Annotated in this window: 20 protein-coding genes; 9 read left to right on the top strand and 11 right to left on the bottom strand. The window is 47.3% G+C overall.

Features of this window, described 5'->3' with window-relative positions; translation table 11 throughout:
* Nucleotides 1–16: 16 nt before the first annotated feature.
* On the bottom strand, nucleotides 17–2737 hold the full coding sequence (locus H6G89_RS21445) for a CHAT domain-containing protein (protein ID WP_190510169.1): 2721 nt from the start codon (nucleotides 2735–2737) through the stop codon (nucleotides 17–19).
* Between the two features lie 438 nt (nucleotides 2738–3175).
* Here H6G89_RS21445 and H6G89_RS21450 point away from each other — a divergent pair, with 438 nt between their 5' ends.
* From H6G89_RS21450 to H6G89_RS21460, 3 genes are all read left to right on the top strand, one after another.
* A complete protein-coding gene (locus H6G89_RS21450; protein WP_190510172.1) occupies nucleotides 3176–3805 on the top strand; it encodes a response regulator in 630 nt (209 codons plus the stop codon).
* A gap of 564 nt (nucleotides 3806–4369) precedes the next feature.
* Nucleotides 4370–4654: a hypothetical protein gene (locus tag H6G89_RS21455; protein WP_190510174.1), complete on the top strand. Its 285-nt coding sequence runs from the start codon at nucleotides 4370–4372 to the stop codon at nucleotides 4652–4654.
* A 412-nt stretch (nucleotides 4655–5066) separates the two neighbouring features.
* Entirely contained in the window at nucleotides 5067–5741 is a 675-nt protein-coding gene (locus H6G89_RS21460) for a response regulator transcription factor (protein WP_190510176.1), read from the top strand.
* Between the two features lie 59 nt (nucleotides 5742–5800).
* On the opposite strand, the gene H6G89_RS21465 is transcribed toward H6G89_RS21460, so the two are convergent.
* From H6G89_RS21465 to H6G89_RS21490, 6 genes are all read right to left on the bottom strand, one after another.
* Nucleotides 5801–6220, bottom strand: a complete 420-nt coding sequence (locus tag H6G89_RS21465; protein WP_190510178.1) for a VOC family protein — start codon at nucleotides 6218–6220, stop codon at nucleotides 5801–5803.
* Nucleotides 6221–6327: 107 nt separating this feature from the next.
* Nucleotides 6328–6486 carry a hypothetical protein gene (locus tag H6G89_RS21470; RefSeq protein ID WP_190510180.1) on the bottom strand — a complete coding sequence of 53 codons (159 nt, stop codon included), beginning with the start codon at nucleotides 6484–6486 and terminating at the stop codon, nucleotides 6328–6330.
* 35 nt (nucleotides 6487–6521) lie between these two features.
* Nucleotides 6522–7154, bottom strand: a complete 633-nt coding sequence (locus tag H6G89_RS21475) for a response regulator (RefSeq protein ID WP_190510182.1) — start codon at nucleotides 7152–7154, stop codon at nucleotides 6522–6524.
* Nucleotides 7155–7164: 10 nt separating this feature from the next.
* Nucleotides 7165–10689 carry a GAF domain-containing protein gene (locus tag H6G89_RS21480; protein WP_190510184.1) on the bottom strand — a complete coding sequence of 1175 codons (3525 nt, stop codon included), beginning with the start codon at nucleotides 10687–10689 and terminating at the stop codon, nucleotides 7165–7167.
* Between the two features lie 986 nt (nucleotides 10690–11675).
* Complete coding sequence (locus tag H6G89_RS21485) at nucleotides 11676–12005, bottom strand: hypothetical protein (protein WP_190510185.1); 330 nt, start codon at nucleotides 12003–12005, stop codon at nucleotides 11676–11678.
* Between the two features lie 96 nt (nucleotides 12006–12101).
* A complete protein-coding gene (locus H6G89_RS21490) occupies nucleotides 12102–12572 on the bottom strand; it encodes a hypothetical protein (protein ID WP_190510187.1) in 471 nt (156 codons plus the stop codon).
* Between the two features lie 494 nt (nucleotides 12573–13066).
* Between H6G89_RS21490 and H6G89_RS21495 the strand changes: the two genes are divergently transcribed.
* Both H6G89_RS21495 and H6G89_RS21500 read left to right on the top strand, forming a co-directional pair.
* Complete coding sequence (locus tag H6G89_RS21495) at nucleotides 13067–14641, top strand: phytoene desaturase family protein (protein WP_242060059.1); 1575 nt, start codon at nucleotides 13067–13069, stop codon at nucleotides 14639–14641.
* Between the two features lie 32 nt (nucleotides 14642–14673).
* Entirely contained in the window at nucleotides 14674–14847 is a 174-nt protein-coding gene (locus tag H6G89_RS21500; RefSeq protein ID WP_190510189.1) for a hypothetical protein, read from the top strand.
* Between the two features lie 67 nt (nucleotides 14848–14914).
* Here H6G89_RS21500 and H6G89_RS21505 read toward each other — a convergent pair whose 3' ends face one another.
* Nucleotides 14915–16648: a glycoside hydrolase family 13 protein gene (locus H6G89_RS21505; RefSeq protein WP_305082319.1), complete on the bottom strand. Its 1734-nt coding sequence runs from the start codon at nucleotides 16646–16648 to the stop codon at nucleotides 14915–14917.
* Nucleotides 16649–16872: 224 nt separating this feature from the next.
* Between H6G89_RS21505 and H6G89_RS35845 the strand changes: the two genes are divergently transcribed.
* Entirely contained in the window at nucleotides 16873–17004 is a 132-nt protein-coding gene (locus H6G89_RS35845) for a hypothetical protein (protein WP_255519486.1), read from the top strand.
* Nucleotides 17005–17104: 100 nt separating this feature from the next.
* Nucleotides 17105–17488 carry a barstar family protein gene (locus H6G89_RS21510; RefSeq protein ID WP_190510190.1) on the top strand — a complete coding sequence of 128 codons (384 nt, stop codon included), beginning with the start codon at nucleotides 17105–17107 and terminating at the stop codon, nucleotides 17486–17488.
* A 63-nt stretch (nucleotides 17489–17551) separates the two neighbouring features.
* Here the strand turns inward: H6G89_RS21510 and H6G89_RS21515 are convergent, their stop codons facing one another.
* A complete protein-coding gene (locus tag H6G89_RS21515) occupies nucleotides 17552–19066 on the bottom strand; it encodes an amidohydrolase family protein (protein ID WP_190510192.1) in 1515 nt (504 codons plus the stop codon).
* Between the two features lie 628 nt (nucleotides 19067–19694).
* Between H6G89_RS21515 and H6G89_RS21520 the strand changes: the two genes are divergently transcribed.
* Both H6G89_RS21520 and H6G89_RS21525 read left to right on the top strand, forming a co-directional pair.
* A complete protein-coding gene (locus H6G89_RS21520) occupies nucleotides 19695–20582 on the top strand; it encodes a calcium-binding protein (RefSeq protein WP_190510195.1) in 888 nt (295 codons plus the stop codon).
* 251 nt (nucleotides 20583–20833) lie between these two features.
* On the top strand, nucleotides 20834–21508 hold the full coding sequence (locus tag H6G89_RS21525; protein WP_190510197.1) for a thermonuclease family protein: 675 nt from the start codon (nucleotides 20834–20836) through the stop codon (nucleotides 21506–21508).
* Nucleotides 21509–21527: 19 nt separating this feature from the next.
* Here H6G89_RS21525 and H6G89_RS21530 read toward each other — a convergent pair whose 3' ends face one another.
* Both H6G89_RS21530 and H6G89_RS21535 read right to left on the bottom strand, forming a co-directional pair.
* Entirely contained in the window at nucleotides 21528–24995 is a 3468-nt protein-coding gene (locus H6G89_RS21530) for an AAA-like domain-containing protein (RefSeq protein WP_190510198.1), read from the bottom strand.
* A 9-nt stretch (nucleotides 24996–25004) separates the two neighbouring features.
* Nucleotides 25005–26357 (bottom strand): AAA-like domain-containing protein, encoded by a 1353-nt coding sequence (locus tag H6G89_RS21535; RefSeq protein ID WP_190510200.1) that lies wholly within the window; start codon nucleotides 26355–26357, stop codon nucleotides 25005–25007.
* Nucleotides 26358–26496: the final 139 nt, after the last annotated feature.

Below are 26496 nucleotides of genomic sequence, written 5' to 3' on the forward strand. Positions count from 1 at the left end.
AAGTTGTTAAAGGTTTTTAGAGCCAATTTCCTAACAGAACAAACGGTGCCCAGTAATAAGGAATCATGTAATCATCCTGCTGTAGTAGGCTTACCTGCGCCCGACGCAGTGCTTCAGCTTTCGTCATTCCGGGTTGAGCCAACTGATGATAAAACTCAATCATCAACAGTGCAGTGGAGCGATCGCTCACCGACCACAACGAGGCAAGGGTACTGCGTGCTCCCGATCGCACAGCTACTCCTGCCATGCCTAATGCGGCGCGATCGTCGCCTTCTGCCGTTTGACATGCACTCAAGACTAACAGTTCGATCGGGTTAAGATTGCCTTCTCTCGTTTGCAAGAGCTGATCTAATTGTTTGACGTTGATGCGCCCATCCCAGGTCAAGATAAATGTATCATCTGCATTTGAGCTAAACTGACCATGGGTTGCAAGATGAACAATGGACGACGGAGTAGAATCAACTCGAGTTTGAAACGAGTCATTGGTAAATGATTGATCTAGAAGAACCTGAGATGGAATTTCAGCCCTGATTTGATCAATTTCAACGCTGACATTCGGCAATGGCGGAAAGTTTTCGCGAGCTTGACTCACTCCTGCCAGTAGCCCTTGTAGTCGCATCTGAGTCAGGGGTTGGGGTTGCAACAGTTGTAAACCAGGCGTGAGAACAACAGCGTAATTTTCAATTAAATAATGCTGCCCATCATGGAGCACCGCCATTGGGATATTTCGCAGTAAGCCATCTGGCACAAACACGAGAGTCTTAATATTACTGGCTGCCAGTTGCGTTTCTACAGGACGCAGGAGTAGATTGTAGACCTGTTGAGCAGCAGGCATCCAATCTTCTAGAAAGGCAGTAGGTCTGAGCGAGTCGTAGAGTTGAGTGAGGATGCGCTCTACTTCGGTTTGAGGAAGGGAAGTTTTGTAATAACGCAGCGGTTGATTTGGCAACCCTACAATAACCGCAAACTGGGTCGGCAAAATGATCGGGTAAATGACAGCAGCGTGTGGATCAATTTGGTCAATTTCGACTGGACGAGCATTTAAACAGGCTTCTCGAAAGAAGTTATCCAATTCTGCTAACTGGAGTGCTTCAATCACCTCACGCGCTTGTTTCAGGTTTTCCTGACTCGGTTTTGCCCCCCCTCCTTCGGAAGGAGGGGTTAGGGGGGAGTGCAACAGCAGTTCTACAAACTGTCGATAAACCGGTTCGACACCTTCTCGAAACGAAAACTGCACCTCTTGATTGATTGCGACTAAATCATGGCGGAGAGATTGCAACGTTTTTACAGCTTCTCCATAGGCAACCGTTGCATTCTGCACATCTCCAGCAGCAGCACAGGGCTGCGTATTGTGACAAAAGATTCGTCCCAATTGCCACTGCCACTGATAAGTCACATCAGGTGCATCAATTGACTGAGCAATTCTCAGTGCTTCCTGTGTCAACGTTTTAGCACTATCCCACTGATGTGTTATTTCATACAGGCTTCCTAATGTGCCCAGGGCATACGACTCAGCCCGGCGATCGCCCATGCTACGCGCTTGACTAATGGCTGTTGCAAGATCCTGAGCTAAAGCACTGAAATCAAAAGATCCTTTTGCGGCGAGTTCTGTTTGTTTGTTGCCCCATTTGATTAAGCTTTGAGCCAAGTTGATGCGAGCATAAACAGCCAGACGACCAGGAGGCAAATTGGTGATTTGGGATTGCAGTCCTGGCAGCACCTGTTGCACATCTGTCAGTCGATCGGCTTCAACCAACAAACTAAATTGAACGAGTTGGACTTGCGTTTTGGTTGTGGCTGAAGGAGCCGTAGCTGCTGCCTGTTGATAGAACGCGAGTGCAGAATCAATTTCTCCTTGAGCGCGAGTTGTGTTGCCCAAACTGAGCAAGATCCCACTGATATTAGTTGCAGATTCAGGAGAATTATCCTGGAGTTGGAGGGCGATCGCTAAGCTTTCTTCCAAAACGGCTCGTGATTGAGGCAGACTACCAACTAACCGCAGCATCTTGCCTAGATTTCGCAAACCAGTGACCTTGAGCCATGAATTAGGTTGGTTATGAAGGGATTGCTCAATCTGGGTGAGCAGCGTTGTGGCGCGTCTATAGAGTCCCTCTGACTGCAATGCTCTTGCCTGATTGATCTGGCTGCCTAAAATACCACTAGTGTCATGGGTCTGACGGTAAGCTGTTTCAGCCTGTTGCCAGGTTTTCAGTGCTGTTGAGGCTTGACCCTGGGTGAGTTGAAGTTCTCCTTGAACGGTGAGCACTTGAGCCCGAACAGTTGAGGTGTTTGGATTAGAGTTTAACCCTGGAGCATTGAGCAGTGCTATTGAACGAGCGATCGCTTCATTGGCTGGTGCCCACTGTCCCTGATCAGCAAAGGCAGTGGCAAGGAAACTCAGCGTGAGTGCTTGATTGAGAGAATCATCCTCTGTTTCGTAGTGCAGGGCGGCTTGTTGCCAGAGGGCGATCGCCTGTGAAACCTGTCCCGCGTGATAATAGGTTTCTGCTTGCTGCATCAGTTGAACAGCAGGAGAACTTACAGAAGAATCTACAGGACTTGATGAAATCGCACTGGACTCGACATTCTCGGTCTGCCAATGACCAATTTCTTGTAATCCAACAGCAATCCCCACATGAAGGCTAACGGAAATTAACAAACCTAACAGAGCAACCTGTAGGAATTGCCGTCGTGCTTTGCTTGAAAATAGTTTTTGAATAATGGCTCTCCAATTCATTCGTCCGCCTCGATAATCCTCACTTATCTGCTGGTTCGAGTTCTTTCGGTCTTGATTAGCGGATGTTTAGATTTAGCTGGAGAAATACACGGTCATGGAACTGTCATTAAGAGTTTCGCAGCATTAGACCAGGGAATTTAGATCAGTTCACTTTAATTTAAGGATAATCTCACAAAAACTTTTGTATGACGTATGAAGTATATCCTTTGTGTTAATCTATGCAATTACATAATTTAAATACTTGCCTTACCTTAATTGAACCTCCGTTGTGAGCGTTTCTTCCATAATGAATTGAGCTTTGAAGTTCACCCAGCATCTCAACCAGTAGATTTAGGCTAATAGAGGATAAACGAGCTTATTAGGTGGGACGTGAACTAATTACAGTGAGCCTACTCAAGATGGCGAGAGTTTTATGATTTTGAATTGGGATAGAGAATTATGACTCAACCAGCAGTTATTCGTATTTTGATTGTGGATGATCATCTCATCGTCCAGAAAGGGTTAGCTGCCCTTATTAATGAAGAATCAGATATGACTGTCATTGGCTATGCTAAGGATGGTCTTGAGGCAATAAAGCTGTTTCGTCAAGAGCAACCAGATGTGACTTTGATGGACTTACGCATGCCTCAGATGGGAGGCGTTGAAGCCATCAGTGCAATTCGTGCTGAGTTTAACACAGCTCGCATCATTGTGTTGACAACGTATGATGCAGACGAAGATATTTATCGAGGGTTACAGGCAGGTTCAAAGGGCTATCTACTCAAGGATTGTAAACCGAGTGAACTACGGACAGCTATTCGCACGGTTCATACTGGAAAACAGTATATTCCCTCACATGTTGGCGCAAAATTAGCACAGCGGATCAATAATCCTGCTCTAACCGAGCGCGAAATAGAGGTACTTCGGTTAGTAGCCCAGGGCATGAGCAATTTAGAAATTGGCTCTACCTTAAACATTACTGAAAGCACAGTTAAATCGAATGTCAACCGCATCTTGAGTAAATTAGGAGTTAAAGATCGTACGCAAGCAACCCTTATTGCCTTAAAGCGAGGAATTGCGAGTCTATAAATATCGTCTTGGGTACGTTGCTTTCAACTATAACAACCTTTGTACGCCCTGTCTTCCTAATTCTCTTTCACTATTCGCCATATGAACTTAAGTTGGATAAAACCCTAGTACTTTAGATCACCTCATGACTGATCGTTGTGTTGTTCCAGATATAAACTTTGAATGGACGACAGATGGGGGTTGATTCTCTAGACTAGAAACAAATGATTATCATAGTACCCAAAGGGTTAATTAAGACAGGGCACAGGGGCTTCGTCATAAGTTCAATTGAACAGCGGGACCCTTGTCTAAGGGTGAGGTTCACTCATCTTCTTGTCTCGAATTTCTCAACCGTTACTCAAAAGATAAACAAATATAGTTGTAGCCACTTGGGTTGGTATGGGGCGCGGCTCCACACTTCCTCTGCCCTAAATAAAGTGGTTATAGCTATATCTCAACACCTTTTGATACGATAAATACTCTCTTTTTCTCAAGTTTCTGTTGAAGCAGTATATACACAGTCATTTTTGTTTATCTCTACTCAACTGCTTTGGTTTACGTCTTTGAAAAAGGTAAAAGAAAACAATGTCTCAACATAATCGTGATAAATTTTCCAACAACAAGCAGTTCTCTCAAGGGATAGCTAGAGAAGACGAAACTTGTGAAGATAAAATGCCAATAGAAAGTGAAGTGAGTACAGAGGAGCCACTCAGCCTGGACAAGCTTGCAGATGTTTCTGGTGGTATTAATCAAGAACTCGGTTACTTAAACCATCAACAAATTACATCCCCTTCATTTAGAAGGGAGCCTAATTTTCTGGAACCAAGCCCAACCTTTCCTGTTCCACCCTCTTCAGAGAGTTCCCCATAACTGTTGTAAATGCTGCTAGTGAGGCAGCCATTGCATGGCTTAGCTTTTCAAATGCAGCAGTATGCAAGTTGATTCAGTACAGAGAGTGCAGATTGCATGGGGTTCCACTTCCACACCCCTTACTTCACCTGAGTGAGTATCGCTATAGATCTTTTCTGGCAGTTGTTTACGTACCAGATAGTTTCATGTAGGAGAAAAGTCTAGCAGTTAAGTAGAAGCTGTAGTTGGTTTCTCCAGGCTGTTAGAGTAAATGCATGAATTCTGCGATCCTTGTCAATACGAACAGAATTCTGGAGGCTGAAATGAGATAAGTGGAAGGGTTGAGGCTTATCCTTTCCCAACTCAACAAAATTAATCATTGGGCAGATTCATCCCCGTCTAAGAATCAATAATGCTTGTTCGAGGTGCTGCTATGCGACCCCAGATATTGATAATTGAACCTAACTTAAAAATAGCCCAAGTTATTGAGATGGAGTTGACTTGTGAGGGCTATCAGGTGAATGTTATGCAGGATGGCATGGAAGGTTTGCTCGAAACCCGTAGGAGTAACCCAAATCTACTCATTTTAGGGTGGGAGCTAACAGGTGTGTCTTGTTTAGATATCTGTCAGCGGTTACGTTTAACCCACAGCAGTTTACCCATTTTGGTTCTGACGAGGAAGGATCAAGTGTGCGATCGCATTGCTAGTTTAGAAGCAGGTGCAGATAGCTGTCTAACCCAACCTTTTAATTTAGGAGAATTTGTTGCCACAGTTCGAGCATTGTTGCGACGGGCTCAACCAAACAACTCTGAGGTTCTTGAGTTCAAGAATCTGGTGTTGGATCGGAGAACGCGAGAGGTTCATCACAACTCTCAGCAAATTGAATTGACAGCTAAGGAATTTGATTTGTTGGAATATCTAATGACTCACGCCAAACGAGTGTTGAGCCGTGAGCAAATTCTACAGAATGTGTGGGGGTATGATTTTCTTGGAGACTCTAATATCATTGAAGTTTACATTCGCTACTTGCGCCTTAAATTGGAGGATCACCAAACAAATCGACTGATTCACACGGTTCGTGGAGTTGGATATGTATTGCGAAGCTAAACAAGTCCTGAATTAGGAAGCGGCTTGAATTGCAGCATCGCTTCCATCCTCCAGATTACTCAGGTAGCAAAAATGGCTTCATCCTGTTGAAAAGCTTTGAACTCCAGCGCGTGTCCACTAGGGTCAAGAAAAAACATGGTGGCTTGTTCTCCTACCTCTCCCTTAAACCGGACATGGGGTTTAATAATAAATTCCATTCCTTGTTGCTGAAGCCTGTTTGCCAAGGTCTGCCATTGTTGCATCTCTAAGATGACACCCCAATGCTGTACTGGAACTTGTTTTCCATCCACATCGTTGGTGGGCACTATAGCATCTTTAGATGAGCTTAAATGGGCTGTGACTTGATGCCCAAACAGGTTGAAGTCAATCCAGGTTTCAGAAGTTCTGCCAATTGTGCAGCCGAGAACGGTCTCGTAGAAATGGCGAGTAGCAGCCAAATCTTTGACAGGAAAGGCTAGATGAAATGGGCGAATGGTCATATTAGCTCCTCAATTGGTTAGGTCAAGGCAAGCAGTAGCCCCACAAAGTGTACTCGATCGAGGTCTATCCTAGCCGAACCATTGCCTTTGATCTAACCGCGTTGCCCTCAAGCGCATCCCGAAAGCCGGATGATGACCGCCGAGAGTTCATAACTGTTAAAAATGCCTAATCGGCTCACGATCGCCTTGATTGTTTTAGGGCTTGCGATCGCCAATTGCTGGAGAAACATTTGAGCGTGTTGGGGGCTGTGAATGAGATGGAACACTTATAGTCTCGTATAGTCTCGATCGCCTTCATCGTCTACTCCAGGCGAACTAACCCTTTTCTCAAAGCTAATGTTGTAGCTTGGGTGCGATCGCTCACACCCAACTTACTCAGCAAATTGTTAACATGAGCCCGCACCGTTCCTTCACTAATCTGCAAACTCACACTAATTTCCTTATTACTTTGACCTGCGACAATCAACTGCAAGACTTCCATCTCACGCGACGTCAGGTTTGGGCTGTTGATCCGAGCGGCTAGCTTGGCTGCAACGGCGGAGGGAATACGGGTCTGCCCGTTATGAACGACACGAATGGTATCTATGAGTTCGTCGGGGGACGCACCTTTGAGGATATATGCCATCGCTCCGGCACTTAAGCCTCGATAAATGTCTTCATCCGTGTCATAAGTCGTCAAAATAATAATCCGGGCATGACGATCGCTTTCTTTCAACAGTGCGATCGCCTGCACACCATCCATTCCTGGCATTCGTAAATCCATTAAAGTCACATCTGGGCGATGTTGGCGAAACAAATCTACTGCTTCGCGTCCGTCACTGGCTTCTGCAACAACAGCCATACCTGGCTTCCGCCCAATCATGGCAGCTAGCCCCTGCCGAACTACAGGATGGTCATCTGCAATTAAGATTCGGATTTGTGCTTCTGGATTCATAGCGTTAGCGTTACATCAGCGGTACAACAATGGTGACGGTTGTTCCCTTACCAATTTCGCTAGCAGTCGTTAAGCTACCACCAATCTGCTGCGATCGCTCCTGCATACTGATCAGCCCGTAGCCTTCCCTGCCTTGTTCATTGCATTTGTTGCAATCAAAGCCGCGTCCATTGTCCTGCATTTGTAATCGTACCTGGTTGGGTTGGTAGCTAAGTTCCATTTGAATCTGGCTAGCTTGAGCATGTTTGAGGGTGTTATGGGCTGCTTCTTGAGCGATTCGTAAGAGATTAGTTTCGACTTCGGGTGGCAGTGCGTAGAGCGTGCCCTGGATGCTGCAAGTTACTTGCACATCTGTATTGGTGATAAGGTTTTGCATTAAGCGGGTTAGAGCACCCGCCAGGTTAGTGTCTTCGAGAACCTGGGGGCGTAATGCCTGCACAGAACGACGAGCTTCTGCAAGACTGGCTTGGGCAAGATGACGAGCCTGGGCAACGTGAGCTTGGCGATCGCCTGCATCTTTTAGGTCAACATCTTCTGCCGCCTGTAATTGAATCAGAATACCCGTTAATCCTTGGGCGATCGTGTCATGGATTTCACGAGCCATACGGTTGCGTTCTTCTAACACCGCCGTTTGTTTTGCCTGATCGGCGAGATGCGTCATCTGAATCGCTAATGTGACCTGATGGGCAAGGGCATGAATCAGTTCGGCTTCCTCTGGCTTGAGGACTGATTTATTGTGAAATGCCAGACCCAGCAAACCAACGGGTTGATCACCAACAATCAAGGCTAAACAAACCGCCTCAGAAAACCCTTCTCGCTCAAACCATTCTGAGGTTCCAGGCCAAGCCATCCCACTCAACTCACCCGCCGTCAAAGAAGCGAGGGTACGCTTTTCACAGAGATATTGAAAGACAGGGGTGATATCCGCTGGAAACGCAGAGTGAAAAAGAGCTGGTTCGTCAGATCTCGCCTGCCAATAGAGCTGTCCATCCCCAATTTCCAGGCAGAGTTTTAGGGTTTTGGTGTCGGTATTGAGCAGAAAGATATGCCCAACCGCCGCCTGTACCTGCGTTGTAATTTCGTTGAGAACATGCCCCAAAAAGGTATTCAGGTTACAGTCCTGCGCTAATCGATCCAGGCTGTGTTTCAGCGCATCATTCGCTTTTGCCAGGTCTGTTACACGCGCCTGGGCAGCATGTTCCTGCTCACGAGCAATCACTTCGTTCAGCTTCGCGACCGCAACTTGCTTGGCTTCTTCTGCCAGTTGGGTTAACTCTAGGGCAAGCCCAACTTGCGTGGCGAGAGCTGTGACTGTCTCAGTAACAACTTGAGAGGGTCCCTCTTCTGTTTGAAACGCGAGCCCTAAATATCCTGCAACGCGATCGCCAATTTTGTAGGGAATGTCCCAAACCGATCGCTGCTGGTGAGGGCGATGATAGTCCCTACACTCTGGCAATGAACCTGCTTGATCATCCTCAGTTAATCGCCACAACGTTTCTCCGGTTGCTAAGCGTGTGAACCATCCTGTTGGATCTTCACGGGAGATCTGCTTTACAGCCGCATAAAACGGGTGGGTTTTTAACCGCTCACCACGAATCAAGTCATCTCCTTGCAAAATTGCAACGAACTCAAATTCAGAATCTCCAACTCGTCGCAAAATCGCTCCAGCAGACGCTCCTGAGACAGCGATCGCCTCACGAAGAAATAACGGCAAAATATCTTGGATGTTGGAATTTTGAGCAATGTTCCGAGCAGAACGGCGCAAGGCATCATTTGCTTTTGCAAGTTCTGCTGCCCGTTCTTGTGCGGCTTTTTCTTGTTCACGGGCGATCGCTACCTGTTGCGCTTCCTCAGCCAGTTTTGTGAGTTGAATTGCCAGAGCCGTCTGATGCGAAAGAGCCTGTCCCAGGCGCAAGCTTTCATCGCTAATCTGGCGATCGCTTGGAAGCCACACACTGATGCTACCAACAGTCGTCTCACCCGCTTGTAGGGGAAAGTTGAAATGCCTTGATACGCCTCGTGCAATGTACCACTCCTTGGGGCAAATAATTTGGTCTAACGCCAATGAGTAGGCTGGCATGGGTGTTTCAAACACAAACATCCGCTGGCGGTGGGTAAAATCTTCAGTCTTAACGTAGTCCTCTAAAAAACGAATGCCTCCTCGGCTGGGGTGTTCATGTCCCTGTCGCAGGGTAAACATCTCATTGTTGTAAACCCACGTATCGACTTCAGCAGAGTTAGAGCCTAAAACCGCCCAATACTCCACCAGAGGAGAATCAAACTCTTGTGCGATCGTATGCAATACTTCTCCGAGGAACCCCCCTAGATCACGGCGAGTTGTTAAAGCTGCTACGGTATTTTGGAGGGCCGTAGTGGCTTTGGCTAATTCAATGGCGCGATCTTGAGCAGCTTTGATCCGTTCTTCCACCAGGCGATCGACCAGTTGTTTACGATGGAGTGCGGCTCCGATACTCTCCGCTGCTGTAGTCAGTACATCAATTTCTTGTTGGCTCCACTGACGAGGTGTGGCGCAATCATCAAACCCTACCCCACCGATGTAACGACCTTCAATCAAAATAGGAACGGTTCCACAGGATTTAATTCCAAGAGCTTCAAACCTTGCTTGAACGGGGGAAGGAAAGTTCTTGACAATATGCCAGATAGAACGTCCAGCGTACAGATCTTGCAGCATGAACTCAAAATCATCGTTGTTAAACGTTCCGGCATCAGGATGATTCATTTGAGGCACAATACCCTCTGCAACCCATTCATAAGCCACAGTGTGATGCAGTTTTTGAGTCAAAGCATCTTGATACTCTATCAGGAGTTGAACCCGGCTCATGTTGGCTACTTCTCCCACGGCTTGTAGAGCAGCAGGAACGGCAATCTCCACATCTTCTGCTTCGAGTAAATCTCTAGTGACTCGAGCAACTGTAGAGAGGAGGCGGTAACTCTGCTGCACTTCGCGTTCGCGCTGTTGTAACTCTTCATTGGTTTTTGCTAGTTCTGCTACTCGCGCCTGTTCTGCTTGCAGAAGGGTTTGCTGAGTGCGATCGCGTTGAATGGCACTACCAATACAGTCGGCAACGATCTTTAACATTGCCAATACCGTGTCACTGTGCTGTTTCGCTTCGCGGCAATCATCCAGCCCCAGTACCCCCCACCACTGTCCCTCTACGAAGATTGGGATAACGTGCGTTGATTTAACCCCGATGGCTATCTGGGTTTTGCGAAAGGGTTCTGGGGCTGTTTCAATTAAATAACTGATGGCTTGCCCCTGATGCAGTCGTTCATAGAGTGCGGGGATCTCCTCATAACTACCTTGAGCTGCCTCTGGGTTGCGATACTGCGGCACTACCCCTGGAGAATTCCACTCATACTCTAATGTTTGCCAGCGAGGAAATGCTGAATCAGAGGGCGGATCAACAGTCTCGATAAGATTGACGCGATCGGCATCTAAGCACTCCCCAAGAATTTGCAGGGCTGTATTGATTGCCTGATCAAAGTCTTTGATGGTCGATAGGGCGTAAGCCACCGTAGTAGTTGCTTTTAAAATATACAAGTGTGATATATCTATGGGGAAATTGTGTAGTTTCTCTCTGGGAGAGCAACACTGGCTCATTGTTTTGTGTATCTCTATTAATCCTGTGATAGTTTGCTTAATTCACTCGTTTTACCGATGAATAGCAATTTGACTTGTTTTACACTGTGTCAATTCACTTGACTCAATCCACTGGCTTGCAACCTAAAATCTTCTCGATATATTGCAACAAGATATCAGGGCAAATCAAAGGGAAAGTCTGCCTCGATAGGCTTTGGATGGGGATACACGATTTGAGTTGCAAGGTTGAGTTTTTCAACTCAGTAATAGATTAAGCAATTTTTTTGAGGTAGACAAGAAGTGACGGAGAAAGCAAGCAGGATTGTAGCTGAATTTTATAATTTCTACTGATTCCAATAACGTTATTGGAAACTTAATCGTAAGTTTGAAGTAGCTACACACTTTGAGGGTAATATCTCAAGTTTTACCAGAAGCAATCAGGTCACCAAGATAGTACAGAGAAAACACTCACTAAGGCGATCGCATGATGAAATGTGTGATTACCATGCATCAAAATATATCCTTCCTGACTATCAAAAGAAGTGAATAGATTTGGTGAAATTGTGTTGAACAACCATACTCAAAATAAGAACCAGGATAACACTACCGTTGTCTAAATCATGCGATATAGAAACTGTCGAGACAGTTGGGACAGGAGAGTGTGAGGGCTGCACCCCTGGTCGGAGGTTCTACCCCTGCACTCCGTCCTAACTAACCCCTCGGATGCGATAGAGTCACTTCTAAAAAAACAGACATCCATAAAAGATGTCTGTTTTATCAGGAGCTGAGATAGGAAATATCTCAAATGGGTTTGGGCAAATTGCTTTATAGGTATCTATGGAAAGGTTACATCAATCACAGTGTAGTTGTAGCCCTCTATTTATTCCTAATTGCAAGTCTTATTTCCTGAACTCAGTTATCTAATTGCCATTTGAGCTGCTCCGTAAGTACTGATTGACTGCACGAACAAAACGTCTATTCTGTAAAGTCTCAGGAGACAAACGATTTTGCTCGATCGCAGCACTAACTAAGTCCTCAGCAGTTACATTACCAAGCTTATAGGCACTAATTAATCCACCGTGACTTGGAATTCCCTCATCTTCAAAGTAACCATTCCGTGCGAGATTAAAAATCTCATCTGGAGTTACTTCATTAGCTTCCTTTAAGCTCATTTCGCTGGCTTGAGCTTCCATTGACAGACCGACTGTCAATACCATTGCAGAGACTGCGGCAATCAATAGGCGTTTCATGGTGAAATCTCCTTTATTTCTAGAAAAGCAAACTCAATCTTGAATCTGTGTGGCTATCTCTCTAGCTCGAAGCAGTAGAGCTTACTATCTTGTGCGCTAGTTAATGACACTAGAGATAGGACGAGCCTTTAATGTTGTGTTAGGTCTGATAACTTCGCTGGTATCTACTGTAGGGTTGCGAAGATCACTGGGATTAGAGTCACCAGAAACCGGGCGAGCCTTCAGGGTTGTGTTAGGTCTGATAACTTCGCTGGTATCTACTGTAGGGTTGCGAAGGTCACTGGGATTAGAATCGCCAGAAACCGGGCGAGCTTTCAGGGTTGTGTTAGGTCTGATAACTTCGCTGGTATCTACTGTAGGGTTGCGAAGGTCGCTAGGGTTAGAGTCACCAGAAACTGGGCGGGCTTTCAGGGTTGTGTTAGGTCTGATAACTTCGCTGGTATCTACTGTAGGGTTGCGAAGGTCACTGGGATTAGAATCGCCAGATGGAGGAGTTGCAGCGTTAGCCGTTCCAGCGTAGGTACTTAAAACCAGAGCAGACAAGCTAGCAAGCATTAGGCGTTTCATTGTGGATCTCCTTTCAATTATTTTGGATTGTTTGAGCCGGACTGTTTGAAGAGATTCAATTTAGAGTTGAATTGTTTTAGTCCGAACAATCTTGTTATTTATAAGTTAGCAAGCCATTGTTTAAATGTCAACTGTTTGAGTAAAAACTTTTGCAGGTCAAACTAATGACCTCGGTTTGGGCTTGGTAGACTTAAGCTGATCAGTATCAGCCATAAGCAGTAGTCCCGATCTAGGAGATGTTGGCAAAGCCTTCATGAGGGTACTCATACCAGTTCTCGAAATTACTGCTACAAATCACACCCCACCTGGAGGACAAATTTCAACTTCATCAGCCTTTCTCATGCCTGCTGAGTATCTCCGAGAGAGATAGAATCACAAAGGTGATTGAGGTAGCTGAGTTACACCAATTCCCACACGTAGAACGACTGATGAGGTAGGGGCGGTGCGTGAACCACTCTTACTGATGCATAGAGGCGTAGCCCGAATTTATAGAAATGGTATTAGCGGTGATGCGGATGATGGAAACCGTAGATGTAGTCGTGGTTGGCAGTGGTATCGGTGGGCTTTGTTGTGCCGCTTTACTGGCTCGATACGGCTTTCAGGTCGTTGTCTGTGAGAGCCATACGATTCCCGGTGGAGCAGCCCATACCTTTGAGCGGCAAGGGTTTCACTTTGACTCTGGTCCCTCGCTCTATTCAGGGCTATCTTATAGCCCCTCTGCTAACCCACTCCGCCAAGTCTTAGATGCGATCGCTGAAGATGTTTCCTGGCTGACGTATGACGCCTGGGGTTGTTTTTTGCCCGAAGGATACTTTCGGGCTGTGGTCGGGGCAGAGCCCTTTAACCAAATTCTGCAACAATGGCGGGGATCAACGGCAGTCGCAGAGTGGCAACGGTTGCAACAGGTGATGGCTCCTCTAAAAGCTGCCTCTACTGCCATTCCTCCCATTGCGGTGCGATCGGACTGGGGTATCTTCAACACTCTGTCCCCTTTTCTGCTAAATGCCTTCAAGCAGACTGGAAGTATCTTTCAATTAACGGGACCCTTTTCCAATCTGCTAGAGGGAGTGGTTCACGATCCATTCATTCGCAACTGGATGGATCTGTTGTGCTTCTTGCTTTCCGGCTTACCCGCTAACGGAACGCTAGCCGCTGAGATGGCTTTCATGTTTGCCGACTGGTATCGTCCCGATGTTGTGTTGGACTATCCCAAGGGAGGCGGAGCGGCATTGGTCAATGCGCTCGTCAGGGGATTGCAACGCTATGGCGGGCAACTGCGCTTGAACGCAACGGTGCAGCAGATTTTGATCGAGCGTCAGCGGACAGTGGGTGTGCAGTTGAAGACGGGAGAGCAGATTCGGGCGCGTCATGCGGTTGTCTCGAATGCATCTGGTTGGGATACACTCAAGCTGATCCCAGAGGAGATTCGCTCAGTCGCTCTGCAAAAACGGCAAAATCTCCCGGCTTGCCCCAGCTTCATGCATCTCCATTTGGGGATCGATGCCACAGGACTGCCCTCCGATTTGGAGTGTCACTATCTGATTGTCAACGATTGGGAGTGTGGGGTGGATGCACCTCAAAACGTGGTTGTTGTGTCCATTCCATCGGTACTAGACCCTGACCTCGCACCCCCCGGTAAGCATTCTATCCACGCCTACACTCCAGCCACAGAACCCTATGAGTTGTGGGCTGGACTCAATCGCAACAGCGATCGCTATCACCAGTTGAAGCAAGAACGGGCTGAGGTGCTCTGGAAGGCGTTAGAGCGGATCATTCCTGATATTCGCGATCGCTGTGAGGTGACGTTAGTGGGAACGCCGCTGACCCATGAACGCTTTTTGCGTCGAGATCGGGGGAGTTATGGACCCGCGATCGCCGCAGGCGAGGGGTTGTTTCCTGGCTGTAAAACCCCCCTCAAAAACTTACTGTGTTGTGGCGATTCCACCTTTCCAGGTATTGGGGTTCCCGCTGTGGCTGCCAGTGGCATGATTGCAGCCAATACCCTGGCTTCCGTCTCTCAGCACCGTGAGTTAATCCATGATGTCATGGTCAGCAAGCAACAGCATTAGGAGAACGTCAATGCGGTTTAAGAGCCTGGCGAATGAATTCGCGGCTATCCCGGCAAAGTCCGCCGACGCGGACTCCGGAAGATGCAGGATTTTACGAACCGATGCAGGTCGGTTTTGCTCCGATAGCGGCGGATTTATCGCAAAATCCTGATCCCGAATTCACGTTACACCAATTTGAATTGGCTTCGCTGCACATGATTCCGTAAGGGCGTTTCGCGAAACGCCCCTACCCAGTGATCTGCCACAATCAAACATTAAATCGGTATTAGGATACTATGACAGGCGGTAAACTCGTGCTTCAAAGGGTTGGAGGGTTATCTTTTGCAACTCTTTTGTGGCGTCAACGGGGTAGTTTGCAATCAGCAACACTGGGTCAGTGGTGGATAGGTGATCGGGTAGAACAAACACGGGGTTAGTCTTAGTAAAGTTGAGAATAACGAGCAGGCGATCGCGGTCTAGCGTTCGAGTGAAGGCATAGATCGCTGGGTCATCATCGAGGATAAGATGGTATTTACCGTAAATGATGACCGGGTTCGTTTTGCGGAGTCGGATTAGCTCCTGATAATAGGCAAAGATGGAATTTGAGTCGGCGCGATCGCGTTCCACATTGATCGTCGTGTAGTTTGGGTTGACTTGAATCCAGGGCGTGCCACTGGTGAAACCAGCCTGTTCGCTGGCATTCCATTGCAGCGGTGTCCGAGCGTTGTCACGGCTTTTGGCATGAATAATCTGCATAACTGCTTCTGGGTTGCCATGGTTTTCCTCGACAAACTCTCGATAAAAATTGCGTGTTTCAACATCCCGGTAGTCCTCAATGGATGGAAATTTAACATTGGTCATGCCAATCTCTTCACCCTGATAGATGTAGGGGGTGCCCTGTAGCATATGCAGGAAGGTGGCAAGCAACTTGGCAGACTCAACGCGATATTGACCATCATCCCCAAAGCGAGAGACAGCCCGTGGCATGTCGTGATTAGACAGGTACTGGCTATTCCAACCTTTGTCAGCCAAATCGTTTTGCCACTGCGTCATGATGCGCTTCAGGTCACGCAGTTGCCAGGGCCAGATGCTGCGCCGAGATAAAGCTGCACTTGGATCTTCATCAATATTCATGTGTTCAAATTGAAACACCATATTGAGATGTCCTGTTTCTGCGTGGGTGATCGCAATGCCATGCTCAGTTGTTACCATTGGCATTTCACCCACCGTAACGATGTCGTACTTGGACAGCACTTCTCGCTTCATTTCTGCGAGAAATTCTCGTAGACGTGGGCCGTTAATAAAATACTGTCCGCCGTACTGGTAGCGATCGCCAGTTACTGTTGGCGCATCGGGTAAGTCGGGTGCTTTTGAGATCATGTTGATGACATCCATGCGGAAGCCATCAATGCCCTTATCTAACCACCAACGCATCATGGCGTAGATATCAGCCCGGAGCTTGGGGTTTTCCCAATTCAGATCCACTTGTTTCTTTGTAAATAGGTGCAGATAGTACTCATCGGTGGCTTCATCGTACTGCCAGGCAGAGCCACCAAAGAGCGATGCCCAGTTATTCGGTTCACGACCATCTTTGCGCGATCGCCAGATGTAGTAATCCCGATACGGATTGTCTTTCGATTTACGGGATTCGACAAACCAGGGATGCTCATCTGAGGTATGGTTGACCACTAAGTCCATGATCAGCTTAATCCCACGCTGATGCATCTGCGCCAGTAGCTCTTCCCAATCAGCAAGTGTGCCAAACTCAGGCATGATGTCTTGATAGTCGCTGATATCATAGCCATTGTCGTCATTGGGCGATCGGTAAACAGGACACAACCAGATAACATCAACGCCCAAATCGGTTAAATAATCCAGTTTTTGAATGATTCCCCGTAAGTCACCAATGCCATCGCCATTACTGTCATAGAAGCTACGGGGATAGATTTGATAAACAACGCTCTCTTTCCACCATGTCTTCTGAATTTGCATATCATTAACTTCCTCCTGATGTGACAAAGATGACATTTGCGGTGATTCCAGTGAACTCATTTTTATCTTTGCCTATTTGAAAATAGGGTTGATCCAGCGAATCAACCTCACAAATCAAGATCGTATCCATGAACAGTGAATTCAGTCTCTATCTCTAGAGGATGTCTACACAGCGAGAAATTCAGTACTTTTTAAGTTGTTTTACCGTTGTGAAAAAACAGAAATTTTATAGCTTTGGTCAGAAGGCTTAAGGCATGGCAATGGCTCAAACCCTGATGCTGGGAAAGCTTCCTGACTCGTCTCCGCCCCATCGAATTGGCTATGGCTATAATTCTCAAAAACTGACGACCGCTGTACGGGCGTTTCGCGAAACGCCCCTCCGAAATTCATAGATAGATCAGCAACACCCATGGCACGATAGAGACACGAAACCAATGCTCAATCATTTCTCAAATCAGCTATGTTGACTCGTTAGACTGAGATCCGCTTTAGATGAAACCTGAGTATGTTCTGGATGGTCGCCGAACCACCACACTGGAAACCTTTTATGCTGAGGTTGGTCAAGTTTTATTGAATGGACAGCCCTGGGGCGAGAATCTGGATGCTCTCCATGATGTTTTGAGGGGTGACTATGGGCATCTACCTGAAACATTTCGGCTCGTTTGGCAACATACTCAGGTCGCTCAAACAGCGTTAGGGTATCCTCACACGATCGCTCAACTGACTCAGCGATTACGAGATTGCCATCCTACAGTTCTGATTAAAACAGCTTGGGCACTGCGGACAGCCCTGCGAGGGCAAGGACCAACCGTTTACGACTGGCTCGTCGCATTAATCCGCGAACATCCAAACGTGGAACTGGTTTTGATTGAGTGAGGTGTTCCCGAAATACTTAAAGATCGATGAGTGGGGGCGATCGCTATTTCAACGGTTTCACCTTCAAATGCGGGAGTTAAAGGCAGCATAGGGCATCAGGTGGGGAACCTCCCACTGGTTATACCAGCGAGTCAGATGAGGCAGCATATCCACTACCAAAGCCCGATATGGATCGGGGTTGGGGGCTGCATTCAACTGATCGGCGAGTTCCTGTCCCACAGCGTGGAGGTCAAACCCTGTAGGCATTCCTCCTTGCAGCACCACCTTACCGTTAATGAGCACCGTGTCCACATCAGCCGCTTTAGCCCGCAGCAGCATGACATGCAGAGGGTCTGCTTCAGGAGCCAACCAGGGCCAGGTGAAGCGATCGCTCCTCACCAATACGACATCCGCTTTGTATCCCGGTGCAAGCTTACCAATGTGCTGTTGCCCCATCAACCTGGCTCCACCCATCGTTGCGAGATGGAAAATCGTGTCATAACTCGGAGCAGGCGTGTTCAGTTGAGGAGTGCGATGGAGCCGTGCCGCTAACCGCATTTCTGCAAACATATCCTCATCATCGCCCAAGGTAGTGCCATCCATGCCTAACCCTACTGTCACACCACTTGCCAGCAGGGCATTGAGCGGAGCAATTCCGGCTCGCAATCTTAAATTAGATCCAGGATTGTGGCTCACAGCCGCCCCAGTACTTGCGAGGATTTCAATATCTGTTTCGGTCAACCAGACTCCGTGGGCGATCGAAAAACGAGGACTGAGTACTCCCAATTCATTCAAGTGAGCTATTACCGATTTGCCGTAGAAGCGAGGCCCCAGCAGCTTTTCATAGAAGGACTCGACCGCATGAGTTTGAACCTGAGTATTTAAACGGTTGGCCGTGTCTGCAATTTGCACGAGCAGTTTATCTCCCACCCACTGCGGTCCCGGTGGTCCAAACCAGATATCCACATGAGGATGAGATTGGTAACGCTTCACTAGATCTGTAATGAGATCAAGGTATTCATTTTGGGTTAGATGCGGCTCTACTGGCACCAACGATTGAAGCCGTTGCAGCAGATCCTGGGGTAGAGTCGCCAGAAAAGCGTCATCCTCTTCGTGAACGAAAAAACTGGTGTAGCTTACACCCGGTGTGAGTGCAACCCGCATTCCGGCTTGCTCGTATGCCTGAAGTTGCCCTTTCAAGGTGTCCCAGCAATCTTCAACCGTACCGGAAACGCTACTGACATCAACGACTGTCGTTACACCGCTTTGTAGCAGTCGGGCAATGCTGAGCAATGTTTTGAGGGTCGGATCTTGCGATCGCAACCCAACGTTTGCAAAGAGCCATAGCTCCAGAAAATCATCGTCTACTCCCTGAAGCAAATTGGGCACCCCATTGCTGTGATGGTGAGCGTTGATTAACCCTGGCATAATGGCGAATTGCTCAGACCCAAGCACCTCTGCATTGGGGTAGCTCGCTCGCAGGGACGCCCAGCTTCCTACCTCTACAATAGTGTCATTTTGAATGGCGATCGCCCCATCCGTTAAAGTTGTCTCTCCAGTAAAGATCCAGCGTCCTCGAACTAGAACAATATCTGCCATAGTCATCCTCACAACTTAACAACACCAGCCTGGATTGAGACGTGTTGGGCAACCAAGTAACCAAGCGACCAAACAACCTCAGTGTCAACGCCCTCATGATTCTCCTCTGTAGTTATCTGAGTCAGAACCCAGCAGGAGCAGAATTCATCACTGAGAGTACACCAGTTTCTGCCATATTTCACAAACCCCGAAGTATTGCAGTTTTCAGGGGTGTAGTTGAACCCAATCTCTGGGAATTCACACCATCAACGGTCAATTGCGGAAAATTTGATAATCTTCCAACTTTCGTTGATAATAACCGATTCGGTATAACAAACGATTTAGTTAATTGTAGGCACTCAGAAATTGATTCTTTAGAACACAAAATACATCATCCGTTGAGTTAGAGCACAACTTTCTTTGGATGGTTCTGCCATATCAATTGCATACGATTTAGATATAGCAAATCAAGCAAACTTAGTACTGCTATTCACAGATAGGGTTCGGAAATAAAACAAGGGGGTGTGGGGGCTGCGCCCCCAGCCAGGGGTTCCACCCCTGCACCCCAAATTCCCACCCCTATTTACGACGAGTTGTACTTAGCTCTGATTTCGCTAAAAACAACACTCAAAACAGGAGTTAAACAATCATGGCTTTTTTAGTAGGAACAATAGGAAATGATAGCCTCCAGGGTGGAACTGCAAGCGACATAATTATTGGACTTGCAGGTGATGATTTTCTCCAGGGTGGAGCGGGAGATGACACCATTCGAGGAGATGCCGGAAACGATACGCTCGTCGGTGAAGCGGGAAATGATACGCTCATGGGTGGTGATGGAAATGACCTGCTCAGTGGACGCGAAGGCAATGACCGAATGATTGGTGGAAATGGTAATGATCGCTATGTTGTAGATGCGATCGGGGATGTTGTTGAGGAAGTAGCTGGACAAGGCATCGATCAAGTGATCTCTTCTATCAGCTACACCCTCTCTGCCAATGTTGAAAACTTGTTGTTAGTCGGCAATGCATTTGTAGGCAATGGTAACAGTCTCAATAACGAGATTCGTGGCACCATTCAAAGGAATAACCTGTTTGGTGCCGATGGAGATGATACTCTATTTGGGTTTGAGGGCGATGATACACTGACGGGTGGCGCAGGTAATGACACGTTAACAGGTGGGGCGGGCAGCGATACATTTCGCTTCGACCTCCACAGGGTTGCAGTTGGTGGTGGCACTGACGTAGATTTAATCACTGACTTTGTCACAGGAACAGACAGAATCTTGTTAACTGGGTTTCAACCGCTTGGCTTTACAGATGGACAAGTGACGATCGTTGATGATGATGTTGCGGCTGCCATTAGTGATGCTCAACTGGTTTACAGTAGAGCCAGTGGCAGTGTGTTCTTTAACGAAAACCGAGGGGTTGCTGACTTTGGTACGGGCGGTAAGTTTGCCACCATTCAAGGCTCTGTGTTGACTAGCGGTGATTTTGCAATTCTGCCTTTTGGTGCCAGTACTACTGCACCAAGAGGTTAACGTTAGCCACTTCTCGATTACACTTTAACAAGTTCTATAGCCGTAACCCCATTCGATGGGGCAAAGGTGAGTCAGAAAGTTCCCCCAGAATCAGTGTTTGAGCCATTAGCTTTGTCTTAAGCTTTCTGACCAAAGCTATCACTAACTCTCACCATAACCCCCTTCTCTCACTGTTGAAAGAAGGGGAATCATATTAAATCTATATTAAGAAATAGGATTCTCTGTACCTGATGGAAACTTGAACCTTAATCATGAAATTGCTTTTTACCCTACTTGTGTTACTCATCCCGCCTCTAATTGCTTCTCAGATCGTTGCTCAAACGACCAACAACCGCACCAATGCAACTGTCGTGGTTGCAGATGATGGAGATACGGTGCGGGTTAATCGAGGAGGGCAAGTCATTACCGTTCGGTTGGCTTGTATTGATGCTCCTGAAATTGGTGAGCCTCAGGGTTCACAATCGGCAGAAAGATTACGTCAATTGATTCCTCGTAATACAGTCGTACAGCTACGAACGGCTTCTATCGGTCGCTACAACCAATTAGTGGCTGAGGTGTATCGGAATGGAGCATCAGTCAATTTGCAGATGGTGCAGGAAGGAAGGGCAATTGTCGATCGCCGACTGTTATATGGCTGTATGGCAACCCGCGATCGCTATTTAGACGTAGAGCAGGTAGCTCGCCAGCGACGGTTAGCCCTGTGGAGCCGAACGAATCCGGTGGTTGCGTTGAATGAACGCAATGATACTCCTATTTATACTATTCAAATGGTCTATCCGTGTGATTTGACGCTGGGTGGGGATTGCCCTGAGAGGACAAGTTTTCTTGAAATGGTGGAGTGCGATCCTGAATGGGATCGGGAATGTCCTTATGAATCCGGTAGGCGACTGATCGAAGTGACAGATTCTGCGTCTGATTATCCTTGATTTTTAGCGAGGATTGGAGTTAGCGATCGCACGTCTGTCGCAATGGATCAGTTGATTCCACAGTTGGGTTGTGGTGCAAATAATCGCTTAGCCAACGACAGGCGATCGCCCCTAGCTGGTCTAAGTCAAAATTCTCTAGAATCACTGCTGAACCACTGGCGATCGCAATAGTCTTTCCATCTGGGCTAAAGCTCACATCCGCAAATTGGTTCAGGTAATTATCAAATCGGCTGAACGTAACCAGTTCTTTACCATCGAGTGTCCAGAGTCTTGCGGTTCCATCTTCGCTGCCGATTGTAGCGATCAATTGGCTATTTGGACTGAAACTCATGCGCCGAACTTGATATCGATGACCTTTAAGAGTGCTGAGTTCTTGACCTGCTAAATTCCAAAGTTTTGCTGTTTCGTCAACACTCGCGGTTGCAATCCGTTGACCGTCGGGGCTGAAGGTAATCTGGCTGACCCAGGCATTGTGCGTTAGAACCTGTAGCAACTCCCCCTCTAAACTCCATCGTTTTGCGATGTTACCCTGCCCTGCTGTGGCGATCTGCTGACCATCGGGACTAAACTCAACGCTCCACAGAGGTTGATCATCCAGTAGAGTACGCCGTAACTCTCCATCACGACTCCAGAGTTTGATAGAGCGATCGGCACTGACCGTCGCGACGGTTTGCCCATCTGGACTGAAGGCAACATCTGTCACCTGATCCTGATGTCCCTGCAAGGTATGGAGCAGTTTCCCGTCACGGCTCCAGAGTTTTGCAGTCCGGTCATAGCTGGCGGTGGCGATGGTCTGCCCATCAGGGCTAAAGCGCACACTAACAACCGGGGCTTGATGTCCTGTTAAGGTCTGCAAAAGTTTTCCATCACGGCTCCAGAGTTTTGCAGTCTGGTCATAACTGGCTGTCGCAACTGCCGTTCCCTCTGGACTAAAGCGAACGCTAGCAACTAAATTTTGATGCCCTATCAAGGTTGGAATTTTTTCTCCTTCAATATTCCAGATCTTGACTGTTCGATCGTCACTGGCCGTAGCAATCGTTTTATGATCTGAGCCAAAACTGAGATCACGAACAGCGGACTCATGCCCGCTCAAGGTGAGGATGGTTTCTCCGTTCAAGTTCCAGAACCGGATCGTTTGATCATCACTGGCGGTAGCAACCGTTTGTCCATCCGGACTGAATGCAACGGCATTCACCTGCCCATCATGTCCAGACAGCGTTTGAAGAACCGTTCCATCGATGTTCCAGAGCCTCACCGTGCGATCCATGCTGGCAGTCGCCAGTAAGGTTCCATCTCGGTTAAAGCCGACGCCGAGAATTTGATTGGTATGTCCTTGAAAGGTGTTTAATTTCTCACCGTTTACAGTCCAGAGTGTAGCGATATTGTCTTGACCGACGATGGCAAGAGCCTGACCATTGGGACTCAAACTCATGTCTGTCACACCAACGGAGTCAACGGAAAATGTGTGTAATCCGTGTCCATCGAGTGTCCAAATTTTTACGGTTTGATCATCACTCAATGTTGCAAGTCTTTTTCCATCTGGACTAAAGTGAACGCTCACGACCCCGGCGTTATGTCCTCGCAAGGTACGTAGTAATTGACCATCCAGGTTCCAAAGTTTAATTGTGCGATCGCCCCCTGCTGTGGCAATGATTTGACTATCTGGGCTAAAACTAACATCCGTAACCCAATCCTGATGCGGCAAAGTATGCAGGAGATCTCCCTGACGGCTCCACACCTTAACACTGTCGGTTTGGCTCTCCTCTACCGTCGCCATCATTTTGCCATCTGGACTGAACACAACTTGCGTGACAAAATTTCCAAATGACTCTAATCGGTTGCGTTCTCGAACTTGATAAACAGCACTCTTTAAGACGGCTGTAACTCGGCTCTGGACATCGATCTGGCCTTGCAGTTGGTGATTGAGCAGGGGTTGCGCTGACCTTAGAGCCGTCAGTAACCCCTCAAAAGCGCGATCGGACAACAGAAACGTCTCCGCTGATTGGCTCAAGGCGTACAGTTGCTCCGCTAATAACCGCTGCGAATTTTGAAATTGGTGGAAGGCGATTCCTCCCAGGGCGATCGCCACTATCAGCGCAGCACTGACAAACGCCAGCAACAGTCGTTGTCGTTTAGCACTTCTTTTTTCTTGTATTAATCGAGCTTCAACGGCTCTGGTGCGATCGGCTTCGAGGCGTAGCTGCACCTCTCGTTGAGCCAAATCTTGGCTGGCTGCCAAAAATTGATAATCCAAATCGCCTAACCGCTTGCCCTGTGCCCACTGTTGGGCATCCCGTAACGCCTGCCCTCGCAATAACCTGGATTCATCCTGTTGATTTGAAGCAACCCAGGCATCAAAGGTTTGGGCATAGGGGCGCAGTGCCAACAGTTGTTTGTTGACCCACTCCTGGTTAAAAACATTGCGATAGATCAGATTTTTAACTCGCAAGTAACCCTGTTGTTTAATCACTAACCCCGATAACAGCAGTTCAATTTGTTCCTGGCTATCATCGACCGCAATATCCTCATCCTGCAAAATGCGTTGATAGAGAGTCAGTAACCGACCTGTAGCAGATTCATTTCGCAGTAGGCGATCGCGAATCGTGCGGAGATGTTCTGGTTCGTCTTGTGACTCCCAATGGTGCAGCAGATAAGCGTGGATGAGAGAGTCGATGAAGGTTTGAGGGGTGAGGGTCTGCACTGAGTCTTGCAAAAAATCATGACTCTGTTGAACCACAAATTGACACACTTTTTGAGTTAAAAAGGGTTGTCCTCCAGTCCAACTTAGGATGGCTTTGAGTAAGTCTTGAGGAGAATGATCAGAGGTTTCCAGGCCGATCGCCAGGGGTTGGACTTCGTGCAATTGAAAGCCATCTAAATGAATTGCTCTGCCGATGTTGAAGGGGGTGCGAGTGCGATCGCGAATTAAATCAGACGGAGTGACAACTCCAAATAACGCAAAGGTAATGCGATTGAACTCAGGGTTAATGGCTCGCTGGTTGTAACAAAACCGAATGAGGGCAAAAAAATCATCAATTGGAAAGTTTAATCGCAACGTGCTGTCGATCTCATCGACAAAAATCACAATGCGATCGCCTGGAAACTGAACAAACAAAATATCTTCAATAAAATCGCTCAATCGCTGCAACACCGAAAGATCCTCTGTTGCTTGCCACCACTGTTTTAGATTGAACACTCCAAGTAACTGAAAACCTCGCCACAACTCTGCGACGACTCCCTTGTACCACTGCTGTGAAGTAACCGTTTCACTGCCAATGCGAGTCATATCGATCGCTGTACATCGAAATCCCTGTTGGTGTAAGCGAGCTTTGGTCTGGACAAGCAGAGATGATTTGCCCATTTGTCGGGAGTTGAACACATAGCAAAATTCACCCGCTATCAACGCCTCATACAAATCGATGTCCGCCTGACGTTGAACATAACTGGGTGCATCGCTGCTTAAACTGCCACCAACCTGATATCTCATCACTCAGACTCAACTCTGCTCACTGAAATACAAGCGATATAGATTACAGGTCGGAACAACGTGATTTCCTTGCAGTGTGACAAGCCCCATACTGTTGAGTTTATAGGTCAGCGGTTGGGCTAAATGCACACCCTCGTTAGTCTTGATGATTTGCTGAAATGCCGTCAACAGTTCAGGATGCTGTTGCAGGAGAAGCGTTCGATCGCGCAAATAATTTGCATAAATTCCAGAAAGCGTGGGTGCCGTTTGTAGAAGCTGCTCTAATGTCATGGTTTGATGAGCCAGATAATAAAAAGCGAGGCGCAATAAATAGGGATGTCCACCCACCATCTCCATCAGGGCTACAGAGTTCGTTTCATTCCACTCTAAGCCGTGACGCTGAGCCAGATCATGAACCTGATTTAAGTTAAACAGTTGTAACTTGAGAGGAAGCCCAACGTTAAAAGGGGACTGTTCAATGTGTAGAGGAATATACACTTCCGTAGAATGCGCCACGATCAGGCGAAGTTTTTGAAATGTTGAATTATACTTTGCTTCTTCGTGCCACGATCGCAACAATGGCAGAAATTCTTCTGCAATTTGAGGATACTCAAATACCTTATTAATTTCATTCAATACCAGTAACAGTGGTGTCTGAAGAGGTTCCAGAAGATAACTCTGAAAATATAATGTGCAGCAGATTTTACTCCCCATATCTGCATCCCAATACTCATCCAGACCGGGTTTAAGTTGCAATTGTCGGGCAACATTGGCGCAGAACCAACGAAGCAATGAATCTAGCGTGGCAAACGTTGCTACATCCACTTGGCGAAAATCGATCTGGATGATGCGAAAGCCCATCTGTTCTGCATGGGCAGCAATTCGTAGAATTAGAGAGCTTTTTCCCATCTTGTGGGGAGCCTGAATCCGAATCACGCTGCCGGGATTGCCAACCTCCTCGCAGGCAAGGGCTTCATTGGGGGGACGCTCGATGTAAAACGGGGAATCCAACGGAACTGGGCCACTAGGAAACTCTGGGGTAGTTCTTTCTGGTGCGATCGCATCCGTTGAAGCCCCCGCACTAACTGAAATCACTTGTTCTTCAATGACTTCTTGCCAGTCTACAGTTAGAACCTGACAGAACACCTTAAAGACCTCTGTGCTCACGGGTTGACCGCGCAAAAAACGTCGCCAGGTTGAGAGCGAAATCCCCGGAGCAAAGATGCCCTGCTCCCCTGTTTTAGCGGTTTGCCAGTTGATGTCAGGTTGCAAAATCTGGCTTGCCCCTATTAACCAGCGATCGTCATCAATGCGCCATCCCTGCCGATTTCTGGCTTGTTTCAAGATAGCAATTCCCGGTTCAGATGCCTTAAGAGATGGCATACCTTTTGCGAGCGCTAGGATCACATTCAATCTGTCAAGGGTCAATTTTAGTTCATTTCTTTCACAAGATTTTAGTTAAAGCATAAATTTTCACTCCTTTTTTAGAGTTGAAACTGACTTAAATACCCCCCCGATCGGA

It is taken from the genome of Oscillatoria sp. FACHB-1407, assembly GCF_014697545.1.
Lineage (GTDB): Bacteria > Cyanobacteriota > Cyanobacteriia > Elainellales > Elainellaceae > FACHB-1407.

Bases quoted from the DNA above. Each gene is read 5' to 3' on its own strand.
- H6G89_RS21445 (WP_190510169.1), bottom strand. From the start codon at position 2,737: ATGAATTGGAGAGCCATTATTCAAAAACTATTTTCAAGCAAAGCACGA.
- H6G89_RS21450 (WP_190510172.1), top strand. From the start codon at position 3,176: ATGACTCAACCAGCAGTTATTCGTATTTTGATTGTGGATGATCATCTC.
- H6G89_RS21455 (WP_190510174.1), top strand. From the start codon at position 4,370: ATGTCTCAACATAATCGTGATAAATTTTCCAACAACAAGCAGTTCTCT.
- H6G89_RS21460 (WP_190510176.1), top strand. From the start codon at position 5,067: ATGCGACCCCAGATATTGATAATTGAACCTAACTTAAAAATAGCCCAA.
- H6G89_RS21465 (WP_190510178.1), bottom strand. From the start codon at position 6,220: ATGACCATTCGCCCATTTCATCTAGCCTTTCCTGTCAAAGATTTGGCT.
- H6G89_RS21475 (WP_190510182.1), bottom strand. From the start codon at position 7,154: ATGAATCCAGAAGCACAAATCCGAATCTTAATTGCAGATGACCATCCT.
- H6G89_RS21485 (WP_190510185.1), bottom strand. From the start codon at position 12,005: ATGAAACGCCTATTGATTGCCGCAGTCTCTGCAATGGTATTGACAGTC.
- H6G89_RS21490 (WP_190510187.1), bottom strand. From the start codon at position 12,572: ATGAAACGCCTAATGCTTGCTAGCTTGTCTGCTCTGGTTTTAAGTACC.
- H6G89_RS21495 (WP_242060059.1), top strand. From the start codon at position 13,067: ATGGTATTAGCGGTGATGCGGATGATGGAAACCGTAGATGTAGTCGTG.
- H6G89_RS21500 (WP_190510189.1), top strand. From the start codon at position 14,674: ATGAATTCGCGGCTATCCCGGCAAAGTCCGCCGACGCGGACTCCGGAA.
- H6G89_RS21505 (WP_305082319.1), bottom strand. From the start codon at position 16,648: ATGTCATCTTTGTCACATCAGGAGGAAGTTAATGATATGCAAATTCAG.
- H6G89_RS35845 (WP_255519486.1), top strand. From the start codon at position 16,873: ATGGCTCAAACCCTGATGCTGGGAAAGCTTCCTGACTCGTCTCCGCCC.
- H6G89_RS21510 (WP_190510190.1), top strand. From the start codon at position 17,105: ATGAAACCTGAGTATGTTCTGGATGGTCGCCGAACCACCACACTGGAA.
- H6G89_RS21515 (WP_190510192.1), bottom strand. From the start codon at position 19,066: ATGGCAGATATTGTTCTAGTTCGAGGACGCTGGATCTTTACTGGAGAG.
- H6G89_RS21520 (WP_190510195.1), top strand. From the start codon at position 19,695: ATGGCTTTTTTAGTAGGAACAATAGGAAATGATAGCCTCCAGGGTGGA.
- H6G89_RS21525 (WP_190510197.1), top strand. From the start codon at position 20,834: ATGAAATTGCTTTTTACCCTACTTGTGTTACTCATCCCGCCTCTAATT.
- H6G89_RS21530 (WP_190510198.1), bottom strand. From the start codon at position 24,995: ATGAGATATCAGGTTGGTGGCAGTTTAAGCAGCGATGCACCCAGTTAT.
- H6G89_RS21535 (WP_190510200.1), bottom strand. From the start codon at position 26,357: ATGCCATCTCTTAAGGCATCTGAACCGGGAATTGCTATCTTGAAACAA.